An 11,891-nucleotide genomic window follows, 5' to 3' on the forward strand; every position below is an offset into this window, starting at 1 on the left:
TGCCTTGGCAAAATTCAACCATGGGACAACAGCAGAGGGGAATGCATGCATCAGCATCAACGACGCGTTTGGGTGACAGGCGCCACCAGTGGCATTGGTGAGGCGATCGCCAAAGCCTTTGCTGCACAGGGGGCATGGGTCATTGCCACGGGGGCAACCCCTGCCGAGGTGGCGCGCGCAAGCGGCATTGCCAGCAACCAAGGCATTGACTTCCACGTGCTCGATGTCCGAGATGACATGGCGGTCAAACAGCTGGTGCAAGGGGCAGGGGAGCTGGATGTGGTGGTCAATTGCGCAGGTGTGATTCAGCGGGCTTTGGAGCTGGAGCCCGAGGCTTTTGCGCGAACCGTCGATATCAATCTGAACGGCACCATGCGTGTCTGTGCCGCTGCGCGTGAGGGGCTAAAGGCACGGGGCGGGTGCATTGTCAATACGGCTTCTATGTTGAGTTTTTTTGGTGGTGGATTGGTGCCCGGCTACAGCGCGAGCAAAGGTGGTGTGGCGCAATTGACCAAATCGTTGGCGATTGCCTATGCGGAAGATGGCATTCGCGTGAATGCAGTGGCGCCGGGTTGGATCGCCACGCCCTTGACCCAAGCGCTGCAAGATGACCCACAGCGCGCAGCGCCTATCTTGGCCCGCACCCCCATGAAGCGATGGGGAACCCCAGATGACATCGCGGGTCCCGTTGTGTTTCTTGCCAGTCAGCAGGCCCAGTTTGTGACGGGTGTGGTGCTGCCGGTGGATGGTGGGTATTTGATTTCGTGAACGATGGCGCAATTGGCGCATGATGAAGGAGTTTCTTATGACGTTGACATTCGTGGCTGTGATGGTGGCTGGGATCTTGCCTTTGGTATGCGCGGGCATCGCCAAGGCTGGTTGGAAAGACTATGACAACCGCAACCCGCGCGCTTGGCTCACCCAGCAAACAGGATTCAGGGCCCGTGCCAACGCCGCGCAAGCGAACAGTTTTGAGGCTTTTCCATTCTTTGCCGTGGGCGTGGTGTTGGCTGTCATCACCAAAGCCGATGCCAGCTTGATCGAGACGTTATCGCTGGTTTTTGTCGCTTCTCGCGTGGCCTACATTGCCTGTTATTTGGTAGACAAAGCCTCTGCACGTTCTTTGTTTTGGGCCGTGGGCTACGGTGCCGTGATTTGGCTTTACGTTTTGGCCACCTGATCTTGCAAGCGCCCCTCGCTGAGAGGCGGTGACCTTGATTTTGAGCTTGGCGCATCCATCTAAGGGTTTCTCTGGGTTGCTTTACCGTGCAGTCACATCAAACAAGCACAATGGCAACTTGCTTTTTTACATAGCACCTTTCTATTGGGGGCTCTTACATGACATCTTCTTCATTCTTCAAGCCATTTTTGGCGGGTTTGATGGCCTTGGCCGCAGCGGTGGCCTTTGCCCTGCCGACGCCCAAAGACATTGAGTCAGCCGTTAACGCTGGCCATCTCACGCAGGCGGAGTCCATGCTCCGTGAGGTGATTCAAGAAAAACCGCAAAGCGCCAAAGCGCATTACGAGTTGGGCCAAGTGCTCGCCCGTGAAACACGCTACGCCGATGCACACACGGAACTGAAAAAAGCCAAAGAGCTCGATCCAGCTTTGAAATTCGCGGGCAGTCCCGAGAAGTTCAATGAAATCGACGACAAAGTCAACCGTTTGGCACAAGCGGCAGCGTCGAGCAACCTGTCGTCGCCTGCATTGAACACGCCGCCAGCGCCAACCGTCACCACCCCTGTGCCGGCCGCACCTGCTGCACCGGCATCTGCGTTTTCGTTGAGCTACGTCTGGTTGGGTATTGCTGGCTTGGTGGTGCTCGCTTTGGTGTTGCGCCGCAACAAGCCTGAGCCTGCTGCGCCCCTGTACGCACCCACCGCATCGGGCACTCCCGCCATGGCGCCTCGTGGCTTTGGTGCCCAGTTCACACCGAACGCACCCACGTATCCACCTGGCTATGGCCCAAACATGCAGCCCACAGGCGGCATGGGGTCTGGCATTGGCGGCGCTGTGGTGGGCGGATTGGCAGGGGTGGCCGCGGGTTACGCTTTGTCAAAAGCGTTGGAAGGCGACCATCACACCGATCACAGCAACAACTCTGCAGCCAATTCATCCGTGGCTAGCAATGGCGGTTACGTGCCTTTTGATACGCCCGCTCAGCCCGACTTGGGCAGCTTCGATGCAGGATCAGGCAGCGACTGGGACGATGCGTCTTCTGGTGGCGGCGGAGATGACAGTTGGTAATTCCGAATTCGCGCCTCCTCAACCTAGGCCTTGGTTGCGTTGCCGCGCTGCTCAGCGCCTGTGCTTCGCCGGGGCCTGACACACAGGCGCTTGCCATGACACAGGCCCAAACTTTGGGCCTGTCTGGCGTGGCTTCTACGCAAATTCCCGATGGCTGGCAGTCCTTGGGGGACCCTGTGCTGGATCAATTGATCGTGCAAGCGCTGCAAGGGCAACCTACGCTGGCCGTGGCCAAAGCCCGCGTGTCTCGCATGCTGGCGTTGGCGGGTGTAGCGGAGTCCAGCAGCTATCCGCAGGGCAGTTTCAGTGCAGACGTCACACGTCAGCGCTATACCGAGAATGGGTTGTATCCCAAACCCATCGCAGGCAATATTTACAGCAGCGGCAATGTGCAGCTCGGCGTCAGCTGGACGCCCGACCTGTTTGGCCAACACACGGCCGAAATTGCGTCTGCCTTGAACCAAGTGCAAGCGGCGCAGGCCGACGCAGCGGCGGCGGCTTTGAGCTTGGCGGCCCAAGTCAGCCGCGGCTACATCGCTTTGGCCCGCTTAGGCTCGCAGCGTGAGTGGGCGCAACGCGCGTTGGCGCAGCGCCAACAGCTGTTCAGCCTCATCAGTGATCGCGTGAATGCTGGGCTGGATTCTCAGCTGGAGCAACGCCAAGCCGAAGGCGCTTTGTTAGAGGCGCAAGCCCAAGCTGAAGCGGTGGACGAACAAATTCAGTTGGTGCGTCACCAATTGGCGGCGTTGACAGGACAAGGCCCACAGGCCTACGCCACCTTGATGCCCCGAGTGGATCAACTCAAACTCGAGCCATTGCCCCACACCTTGGGCGCTGACTTGCTGGGGCGTCGTGCTGACATCGCAGCAGCCCGTTGGCGCGTGGAGGCGGCGACACAAGATGTGAAAGTGGCCCACACGCAGTTTTACCCCAACGTCAGTTTAGGCGCCTTTGCAGGGGTCAATGCGATAGGTTTGGACCAGCTGTTTGACAACGGCAGCCGCCAAATGGGCATCATGCCTGCCGTGCGTTTGCCGCTGTTTGATGGGGGGCGTTTGCGCGCGCAACTCAGGGGCAAGCAAGGCGATTTGGATGTGGCCATTGCGTCCTACAACGGCTTGGTGCTTGATGCGGTCAAAGAAGCCAGCGACGCCATCAGCTCCAGTCAGTCGCTCGCTCGCCAACACACCGACCAAACGCGTTCGCTGGAGGCTACTGAGGCAGCTTACCGTGTTCAGCGCGACCGTTTTCAAGCGGGTATGAACAGCCAATTGGCGTTGCTGAATGCCGAAACGGCGCTGCTGGCGCAACAACGCGCCCGTACCGATGTGCGTGCCCGTGAACTCGACAACCGCGTGACTTTGATGAAGTCACTGGGCGGTGGATGGCGCGCAGAGCGCTGATCTACAGGCCTTGAATCCCACACCTTGAAAGTATTTGTATGAGTCATTCGTCTCCCCATGTCATGGGCGCAGCACGCCGCCGCGGCCTCACGTTGATCGCTATTGCGGTGACCGTTATCGCCTTGTTGTGGGTGGGCTGGCATTGGTTGGTGGGGCGTCATCACCTCGACACAGACAACGCCTATGTGGTGGGCAATGTGGTGCAAATCACCCCCCAGGTGGGCGGCACGGTGCAGGCCATTCAAGCGGATGAAACCGATTTTGTGAAAGCCGGTCAGGTCTTGGTCAAACTCGATGCCGCCGATGCACGCGTGGCTTTGGAGCAGGCGCAAGCACAGCTCGCACAAACAGTGCGTGACGTGCGTTCGTTGTTTGCCAGCAGCGCCTCGCTGCATGCGCAGGTGAGTTTGCGTGAGGCTGATTTGAAACGCGCGCAGGTGGATTTGGCCCGTGTGCAAGACGATGTCAACCGTCGTGCGCCTTTGGTGGCCCGTGGTGCGGTGAGTCAAGAGGAGTTTCAGCACGTCAGCGCCCAATTGGCTGGCGCACAAAGCACCGCCGCTGCAGCCCAAGCCGCTGTCATCACCGCGCAAGAACAGCTGACGGCGGGCTTGACCCAAACCGAAGGCACCAGCGTGAATAACCACCCCAACGTGGCGCGTGCCGCAGCGCGTCTGCGCGAAGCATATTTGGCCTTTCAGCGCATTGACTTGAAAGCGCCCATCGAAGGACACATCGCCAAACGCAGCGTGCAAGTGGGTCAACGCGTGCAAGCGGGGACGCCCTTGATGACCTTGGTGGCGTTGAATCAACTCTGGGTCGACGCCAACTTCAAAGAAAGCCAACTCAAAGAACTGCGCATTGGTCAACCCGCCGAATTGCGTGCCGATGTGTATGGCCAAAGCGTGGTGTATCACGGCAAGGTGGCCGGTTTAGGCGCAGGCACAGGCGCTGCATTTGCGTTGTTGCCCGCACAAAATGCCACGGGCAACTGGATCAAAGTGGTGCAACGCGTGCCTGTGCGCATCGTGTTGGACCCCAAAGAGCTTGCCGAACACCCCTTGCGCGTGGGCCTGTCCATGGACGTGACGGTCGACACGGCAGACCAAAGTGGCCGCGTGGTGTCCGATGTGACCCGCGAAGGCCCTGTGTCGTCCACCACCATTTATGACGCGCAACAAGCCCAAGCCGATGCCGAAGTGGCCCGCATCATCGCTGCTAACTTAGGCCGTGCCAGCGCAGCAGCGCGCACTGAGTCCACCCCATCCAGCGCTGCCGCGCCGCTTTGACATGGCGGCTTCTGACACGCCAGTGACTGCCGCTGCCGCCGCCGCGCCACCCAGACCCGAGCCCCTGCATGGCTTGATGCTGTTGCTGGGGACTTTGGCCTTGTCCTTGGCGACCTTCATGAACGTGTTGGATTCATCGATTGCCAACGTCTCGATCCCCGCCATTGCCGGCGACTTGGGCGTCAGCCCAGGGCAGGGCACTTGGGTCATCACCAGCTTTGGTGTGGCCAATGCGATTGCGGTGCCTTTGACGGGCTGGTTGACCATCCGTTTTGGGGCTGTGCGTTTGATCACGGCCAGTATTTTGTTGTTCGTGCTCACCAGCTGGCTATGCGGCTTTGCCCCTTCGCTGGAAATGTTGGTCGTCTTTCGCGTCATGCAAGGGTTGGTGGCGGGGCCCATGATTCCGTTGTCGCAAACCTTGTTGTTGGCCAGTTATCCCAGCGCGAAAGCGGGCACGGCTTTGGCCTTGTGGGGCGTGACCACGCTCGTGGCACCTGTGGTGGGGCCGTTGCTGGGTGGTTGGATCACCGACAACGTCTCATGGCCTTGGATTTTCTACATCAACGTACCGGTGGGGTTGCTCTCGGCAGGTATGACGTGGGCCATTTACCGCAAGCGTGAAACGCCAATTCGTAAATTGCCCATCGACACCGTGGGCCTGTCGCTGCTGGTCGTGTGGGTGGGGGCTTTGCAGCTCATGCTCGACAAAGGCAAGGAGTTGGACTGGTTTGCGTCGACCGAGATTCTCACCTTGGGGCTGGTGGCTTTGGTCGCCTTTGCCGTGTTCGTGGTCTGGGAGTTGACCGACAAACACCCCGTGGTCGACCTGCGTTTGTTCAAAGGGCGTAACTTTGCGTTCGGTGCTTTGGCCCTGTCGGTGGCTTATGGCTTGTTTTTTGGCAACGTGGTGTTGATGCCGCTGTGGTTGCAGCAATGGATGGGGTACACCGCCACCTCCGCAGGCATGGCTTTGGCGCCGGTGGGCTTATTTGCCATTTTGCTCACGCCTTTGGTGGGAAAGAAGGTCGGGCAATGGGACCCGCGTCGCATGGCCACAGGGGCGTTTTTGATGTTCTCGCTGGTGTTATGGCTGCGTTCGCAATTCACGTTGCAAACCGATTTCGACCACATCTTGTGGCCCACCCTCATGCAGGGCGGTGCGATGGCATTCTTTTTCATTCCGTTGACCACGCTCACCCTGTCTGGGCAACCGCCAGAACGCATTCCAGCCGCCGCGGGCTTGAGCAACTTCGTGCGCATCATGGCGGGTGCCATGGGCACCTCCATCGCCACCACGCTGTGGGACAGCCGTGCGGCCATGCACCATGCCCACTTGACGGAAGCATTGACGCCGACCAACCCGCTGTTCATGAGCACTTTGGACGGCCTCAAAGCCAGTGGCCTGACCGCCGAACAGGCTTTGGTGCAAATGAACCGTTTGATTGACCAACAGGCCTACACCCGTGCCGCAGACGATGTGTTTTTGGCGTCCTCGGTGGTGTTCATTGTGCTGATTGCCCTGATTTGGCTCACGCGTCGACCGGCTGCCCACCCGACTGCCGCCGCGCCTGATGCGGGCGGGGCACACTGAACGCCCCTACACCAACGCTTGTGCCACCATGTTTTGGGTGACTTGCATGGCCGCTTTGTGGGTGGCCGTCATGGGGCGGCGCGCTGACCACACTAGCATGAGTTGGCTGGTGAGTTTGGGTTTTTCGATGCGGTGGATGGTGAAGTCGTGGGTGGTGCCGAAATTGCGCAGCGTGTAGGGCGGCAGCACGGCGTAGCCCAGTCCTTCCTTGACCAACTCCAAAATCGCGTTCAAGCCGTCAATTTCCAGTACGATTTTGGGTTTGCAGTTGATGCGCAGCATTTCGGTTTCGATCAACAAACGGAATGCGTTGGGGCGACTGGGCACGATCAGCGGCAATTCGCTCAAGGTAGACAACGGCATCACCGCTTTCAGCGCGGGCTCGGAGGCGTTGGACTGGCGTTTTTTACCTGCAATCAAAATCAGCGCATCTTCGTGCAGCACCGTCATCTCTAAATCGGGGGAGGGCGGTGGGTTGTAGAGCACGGCCATGTCCAAGCGGCCTGCGCGCAAACTTTCCACCATCAACACTGAAAATCCTTCGGTCAGCGAGAGTTGCGCATGCGGCAGCGTGTTTCTGAATGACAAAGTCAAAGGCACGGTGACCAGCTTGGACAAGCTCGGGGGCAAACCAATCGACACCCGCCCAGTCAAGGCCCCGCGCACTGACCCCAACTCTTCTTGCGCCACCGTCACTTGGTGCAAGATGCCTCGTCCATGCTCGAGCATCACCAAGCCAGCTTCGGTGACGGTCACGCCACGCCCATTGCGCATCAGTAAGTTTTGGTGCAACTCAACCTCAAGCTGACGCACATGCCGACTCAACAAAGGTTGCGGAATGCCCAAAGCCGCGGCGGCTTTGGTGAAGCTGCCTAACTCGGCCACACGCACAAAAGATTCGATTTGTTTGAGTTCCATGAGCTTGCCTGTTTTGAATAACCGATTGTCCGTTATTTAATAACGTTATAGCAGCTAGTCCTCAATGTGTCGCATTTTGGGAGGGCAAATCTCTAGAATCTGTGACATGCAAATCTCTACACCTTCACTCGTGCTGCGCGGTATTTCGTCCATGGCCACCAAGGCGCTGCTTGCCGATTTGGTGCAGGTCTACCAAGCTCAAACGGGCGTGGTGGTGCAGCTGGAATCGGTCGGGGGTGTGGATGCGGCCAAGCGCGTGCAAGCCGGTGAGGTGTTTGACATGGTGTTGTTGGCGTCAGACGCCATCGACCGGTTGATCGCATCGGGCCAGGTGATGGCTGGCAGTCGCAGCGACTGGGTGCGTTCACCCGTGGCCGTGGCGGTGCAAGCTGGCGCCGCACGCCCAGACCTGAGCAACGAAGCGGCGCTCAAAGCCGCCGTGTTGGCCAGCCCCACGCTCAGCTATTCCACGGGCCCGAGCGGCGTCTACCTAGAAAAACTATTCGATCGTTGGGGCATTGCCGACGAAGTGAAGGCGCGCATCGTGGTGCCGCCACCTGGCACACCCGTGGGTGCGTTGGTGGCCAGTGGTCAAGCCGCTTTGGGCTTTCAGCAATTGAGTGAGCTCATTGCTTTGCCTGGCATTGATGTGCTGGGAACCCTGCCTGCGGATGTGGCGTTCATCACCACGTTTTCATCTGGTATTCCTGCCGTCATCGCGGGTGACGCAACGCGTGTGTCGGCGGTGCAAGCATTTCTGCAGTTCTTGGCTTCGGCTGGCGTGGAAGACGTCAAGCGCAAGCAAGGCATGGACTGGCTTTGATTTTTAATTTCATTCTGTAAGGGGTATTCATGTCTCTCATCATCGACGTCCACGGTCACTACACCACAGCGCCTAAGGCCTTGGAAGAATGGCGCAATCGCCAAATCGCTGGCATCAAAGACCCCGCGTCTATGCCCAAAGTGTCCGAGCTGAAAATCAGCGACGACGAGTTGCGCGAGACCATCGAGACCAACCAGCTCGCCAAGATGAAAGAGCGCGGCTCTGACATCACCATCTTCAGCCCACGTGCCAGCTTCATGGCGCACCACATTGGCGACTTTCAAGTCTCGTCCACTTGGGCGGCCATTTGTAACGAGCTGTGCTTCCGCGTGTCAGAGTTGTTCCCCAACAACTTTGTGCCTGCGGCCATGTTGCCCCAGTCACCCGGCGTGGACCCCGCCACGTGCATTCCCGAACTGGTGAAGTGCGTGGAGCAATACGGCAACGTCGGTATCAACCTGAACCCCGATCCATCCGGTGGCCACTGGACATCGCCTCCTCTGAGCGACAAGTCTTGGTACCCCATTTACGAGAAGATGGTCGAGTACGACATCCCCGCCATGATTCACGTGTCGACCAGCTGCAATGGCTGCTTTCACACCACCGGCGCGCATTACTTGAACGCAGACACCACGGCCTTCATGCAGTGTTTGACCTCTGACTTGTTCAAAGATTTCCCCACTTTGAAGTTCTTGATTCCCCACGGCGGCGGCGCGGTGCCTTACCACTGGGGCCGCTTCCGTGGCTTGGCACAAGAGCTGAAAAAGCCGTTGCTGACGGAACACTTGATGAACAACATCTACTTCGACACCTGCGTGTACCACCAGCCGGGCATCGACTTGTTGACCAAAGTGATTCCAGTCAAAAACATCATGTTCGCCTCCGAAATGATTGGTGCCGTGCGCGGCATCGACCCAGAAACTGGCCACTACTACGACGACACCAAGCGCTACATCGAGTCCACGCTCAACCTCAATGCGGACGAGCGCCATCAGGTGTACGAGGGCAACGCGCGTCGCGTGTTCTCGCGCTTGGACACCAAGCTGAAATCGCAAGGCCGCTAATCAATTCTTAGGAGATTTCTTATGTACGAACTCGGCGTTGTTTACCGCAACATCACCCGCGCTGATCGCGCAACCGCCGACGCTTTGGCGTCTCTCGGTTCTGCCACGGTGCACGAAGCCATGGGCCGTGTCGGTCTGATGAAGCCCTACATGCGTCCCATTTATGCAGGCGCGCAAGTGTCAGGCACGGCTGTGACGGTCTTGCTGCACCCCGGCGACAACTGGATGATGCATGTCGCGGCTGAGCAAATCCAGCCCGGCGACATCGTGGTCGCGGCCATCACGGCTGAATGTACCGACGGCTACTTTGGCGACTTGCTGGCCACGTCCTTCATGGCCCGTGGCGCACGTGCCTTGATCATCGATGCCGGTGTGCGCGATGTGAAAGAGTTGACCAAGATGGGTTTTCCCGTCTGGAGCAAAGCCATCAGCAGCAAAGGCACGATCAAAGCGACGGTGGGTTCGGTGAACATTCCTGTGGTGTGCGCGGGCATGCTCATTACCCCCGGTGATGTGATCGTGGCGGACGACGACGGCGTGGTTTGCGTGCCCGCTGCCATGGCTGCCAAAACACTGGCGACGGCACAAGCCCGCGAGGCCAACGAAGGCGAAAAGCGCGCCAAGTTGGCGTCTGGCGTGTTGGGCTTGGACATGTACAAGATGCGCGAGCCTTTGGCTGCTGCAGGCTTGAAGTACATCGACTAACGCACCTTCATTTCATGCATACCGCACGTCGCTTTGTGAAGTCGTTTGCTTTTGCAGCCCTGTTGGGCTTGACGGCATGCGTCAGCACATGGGAAACCCCGTCTCCCGCATCGGCGCAGGCAATCTTGTCGGTGGCGCCCGAGGTGCAACAGACGTTGGCACCCACGGGCGTGCTGCGCGTTGGGGTGTATTTGGGCAGCCCCACTTCGTGGGTGCGTGATGCCAAGACACGTCAGTCCCACGGTGTGGCGTTTGAGTTGGGCCACGCCTTGGGGCAGCAGTTGGGTGTGCCCGTGCAAGTGGTGGAATATCCGCGCGTTGCCGAAGTGATTGAAGCACTCAAAAGGTCGGAGGTCGACATGACCTTCACCAACGCAACGGCGGCTCGCGCCAAAGACATCGCCTTCACCCCAGCCTTGATTCAGTTGGAGTTGGGCGTGCTGGTGCCTGCCAACAGCCGCATTCAAAGCTTTGCAGAGGTGGACCGTGCGAATGTGCGTCTGGGTGTGAGCCAAGGCAGCTCGTCGCAAGGCGTCTTGGGGGCCCGTTTGAAACAGGCCACGTTGGTGCCTGTGCCATCGCTCAGCGTGGCGCAGCAGATGTTGCAACGCGGCGAATTAGACGCGTTCGCCACCAACAAGGGCATCTTGTTTGAACTGGCCGAAAAAGTGCCAGGCGCTCAGGTCCTGAAAGATCGTTGGGGCTTAGAGAATTTAGCCATGGCCATTCCCAAAGGCCGCGACATGGCCATGCCGTATTTGCGTGAGTTCGCACAAACCTTGGTCAGCCGTGGTGAACTGCAAAAAATGGCCAGCCGCGCGGGTTTGCGTGGGTTGGCACAAGCCGATTGATTTTTAAAAGGAAACGACGATGAGTGCTTTGAAACGTATCAGTTCGATTCTGTTGACATGCCTGATCGCGGGCCAAGCCATGGCCCAGGTGTACCCCAGCAAGCCCATCAAGGTGGTGGTGGGTTATGCCGCTGGCGGTGCGGTAGATGTGGTGGCTCGCACCATTGGCCAAAGTTTGTCGGTCAGCATGGGCCAGCCTGTGATCGTAGAAAACAAACCGGGGGCCGGTACCAACATTGCTGTGAAGTCGGTGATCACGGCCGAGCCCGATGGCTACACCATGATGATGGCGGCCAATGCCTTGGCAGCCAATATGTCGTTGTACCAACCCGCACCGTTTGATGCCGAACGCGATTTGGTGGCGGTGTCACTGATTGGTCGTGTGCCTGTGGTGATCGCCGCGAACCCCAATGCGCCCTACACCAACATCAAGCAATTGATCGACGCGGCCAAAGGCAAACCCAACAGCATTGCGTTTGGCACGCCTGGCAATGGCTCTACGCCACACATGGCGGTTGAGTTGTTTGGTCGTGCTGCAGGCATCGACTTGCAGCACATTCCCTATCGCGGTGGTTCGCCAGCCATCACGGATGTGATTGGTGGTCAACTGCCTTTGGTGGCCGTGAATGCGCTGGAAGTGTTGCCACACGTCAAGAGCGGAAAACTCAAAGTGTTGGCTGTGTTGAGTCCCAACCGCAGTGCCATCTTCCCTGATGTTCCGACCATTTCGGAGTCAGGTTTTCCGGGGTTTGAAGCCTCGGTTTGGTACGGGCTGGTTGCCCCTGCGGCCACGCCCAAACCGATCGTGAGCAAGTTGCACGACGAAGTGCAAAAAGCCTTGCAAACCAAAGAAGTGCGCGAGCGCATGAACGCTGTGGGCGGTGAAGTCGTGCCTGGCAGCGCAGAGATGTTCACCCAACTGATTCGTTCCGAACGCCAGCGTTACGCCAAGCTGGTGCGCGAAGCCAACATTCAACCTGATTGAAGAAAAGAGGAG

Annotated in this window: 12 protein-coding genes; 11 read left to right on the top strand and 1 reads right to left on the bottom strand. The window is 58.6% G+C overall.

The genetic code is table 11. The features are described from left to right. Positions 1-45 precede the first annotated feature (45 nt). The 6 genes from RMS95_RS00115 (at position 46) to RMS95_RS00140 (ending at position 6,533) form a co-directional block, all read left to right on the top strand. Positions 46-768, top strand: coding sequence for an SDR family oxidoreductase (locus RMS95_RS00115; RefSeq protein WP_310642648.1), 723 nt, complete (start codon positions 46-48; stop codon positions 766-768). Between the two features lie 37 nt (positions 769-805). Then, positions 806-1,180, top strand: coding sequence for an MAPEG family protein (locus tag RMS95_RS00120; protein ID WP_310642649.1), 375 nt, complete (start codon positions 806-808; stop codon positions 1,178-1,180). Between the two features lie 158 nt (positions 1,181-1,338). Next, a complete protein-coding gene (locus tag RMS95_RS00125; RefSeq protein WP_310642650.1) occupies positions 1,339-2,247 on the top strand; it encodes a tetratricopeptide repeat protein in 909 nt (302 codons plus the stop codon). Continuing rightward, positions 2,241-3,650: an efflux transporter outer membrane subunit gene (locus tag RMS95_RS00130; RefSeq protein WP_310642651.1), complete on the top strand. Its 1,410-nt coding sequence runs from the start codon at positions 2,241-2,243 to the stop codon at positions 3,648-3,650. The genes RMS95_RS00125 and RMS95_RS00130 overlap by 7 nt, the downstream gene beginning before the upstream one ends. 38 nt (positions 3,651-3,688) lie before the next feature. Beyond that, the gene (locus tag RMS95_RS00135) at positions 3,689-4,939 is read left to right on the top strand and encodes an efflux RND transporter periplasmic adaptor subunit (RefSeq protein ID WP_310642652.1); all 1,251 of its coding nucleotides are present in this window, start codon (positions 3,689-3,691) and stop codon (positions 4,937-4,939) included. A gap of 1 nt (position 4,940) precedes the next feature. Further along, positions 4,941-6,533: a DHA2 family efflux MFS transporter permease subunit gene (locus tag RMS95_RS00140; RefSeq protein WP_405023341.1), complete on the top strand. Its 1,593-nt coding sequence runs from the start codon at positions 4,941-4,943 to the stop codon at positions 6,531-6,533. Positions 6,534-6,539: 6 nt separating this feature from the next. On the opposite strand, the gene RMS95_RS00145 is transcribed toward RMS95_RS00140, so the two are convergent. Then, the gene (locus RMS95_RS00145) at positions 6,540-7,451 is read right to left on the bottom strand and encodes a LysR substrate-binding domain-containing protein (protein WP_310642653.1); all 912 of its coding nucleotides are present in this window, start codon (positions 7,449-7,451) and stop codon (positions 6,540-6,542) included. Positions 7,452-7,557: 106 nt separating this feature from the next. On the opposite strand from RMS95_RS00145, the gene RMS95_RS00150 reads away from it, so the two are divergent. From RMS95_RS00150 to RMS95_RS00170, 5 genes are read left to right on the top strand one after another with little or no spacing between them, the layout of a single operon-like run. Next, on the top strand, positions 7,558-8,274 hold the full coding sequence (locus tag RMS95_RS00150) for a substrate-binding domain-containing protein (protein WP_310642654.1): 717 nt from the start codon (positions 7,558-7,560) through the stop codon (positions 8,272-8,274). Positions 8,275-8,303: 29 nt separating this feature from the next. Next, positions 8,304-9,338, top strand: coding sequence for an amidohydrolase family protein (locus RMS95_RS00155; protein WP_310642655.1), 1,035 nt, complete (start codon positions 8,304-8,306; stop codon positions 9,336-9,338). 21 nt (positions 9,339-9,359) lie between these two features. After that, complete coding sequence (gene ligK, locus RMS95_RS00160) at positions 9,360-10,043, top strand: 4-carboxy-4-hydroxy-2-oxoadipate aldolase/oxaloacetate decarboxylase (protein WP_310642656.1); 684 nt, start codon at positions 9,360-9,362, stop codon at positions 10,041-10,043. A 14-nt stretch (positions 10,044-10,057) separates the two neighbouring features. After that, positions 10,058-10,894, top strand: a complete 837-nt coding sequence (locus tag RMS95_RS00165; protein WP_310642657.1) for a transporter substrate-binding domain-containing protein — start codon at positions 10,058-10,060, stop codon at positions 10,892-10,894. A 19-nt stretch (positions 10,895-10,913) separates the two neighbouring features. After that, positions 10,914-11,879: a tripartite tricarboxylate transporter substrate binding protein gene (locus tag RMS95_RS00170; RefSeq protein WP_310642658.1), complete on the top strand. Its 966-nt coding sequence runs from the start codon at positions 10,914-10,916 to the stop codon at positions 11,877-11,879. Positions 11,880-11,891 lie beyond the last annotated feature (12 nt).

Origin of the sequence: Limnohabitans sp., assembly GCF_031539175.1 — a bacterium.
GTDB lineage: Bacteria > Pseudomonadota > Gammaproteobacteria > Burkholderiales > Burkholderiaceae_C > Limnohabitans.

Coding starts and splice junctions, on each gene's coding strand:
- RMS95_RS00115 (WP_310642648.1), top strand. CDS start 46: ATGCATCAGCATCAACGACGCGTTTGGGTGACAGGCGCCACCAGTGGC.
- RMS95_RS00120 (WP_310642649.1), top strand. CDS start 806: ATGACGTTGACATTCGTGGCTGTGATGGTGGCTGGGATCTTGCCTTTG.
- RMS95_RS00125 (WP_310642650.1), top strand. CDS start 1,339: ATGACATCTTCTTCATTCTTCAAGCCATTTTTGGCGGGTTTGATGGCC.
- RMS95_RS00135 (WP_310642652.1), top strand. CDS start 3,689: ATGAGTCATTCGTCTCCCCATGTCATGGGCGCAGCACGCCGCCGCGGC.
- RMS95_RS00140 (WP_405023341.1), top strand. CDS start 4,941: ATGGCGGCTTCTGACACGCCAGTGACTGCCGCTGCCGCCGCCGCGCCA.
- RMS95_RS00145 (WP_310642653.1), bottom strand. CDS start 7,451: ATGGAACTCAAACAAATCGAATCTTTTGTGCGTGTGGCCGAGTTAGGC.
- RMS95_RS00150 (WP_310642654.1), top strand. CDS start 7,558: ATGCAAATCTCTACACCTTCACTCGTGCTGCGCGGTATTTCGTCCATG.
- RMS95_RS00155 (WP_310642655.1), top strand. CDS start 8,304: ATGTCTCTCATCATCGACGTCCACGGTCACTACACCACAGCGCCTAAG.
- ligK (WP_310642656.1), top strand. CDS start 9,360: ATGTACGAACTCGGCGTTGTTTACCGCAACATCACCCGCGCTGATCGC.
- RMS95_RS00165 (WP_310642657.1), top strand. CDS start 10,058: ATGCATACCGCACGTCGCTTTGTGAAGTCGTTTGCTTTTGCAGCCCTG.
- RMS95_RS00170 (WP_310642658.1), top strand. CDS start 10,914: ATGAGTGCTTTGAAACGTATCAGTTCGATTCTGTTGACATGCCTGATC.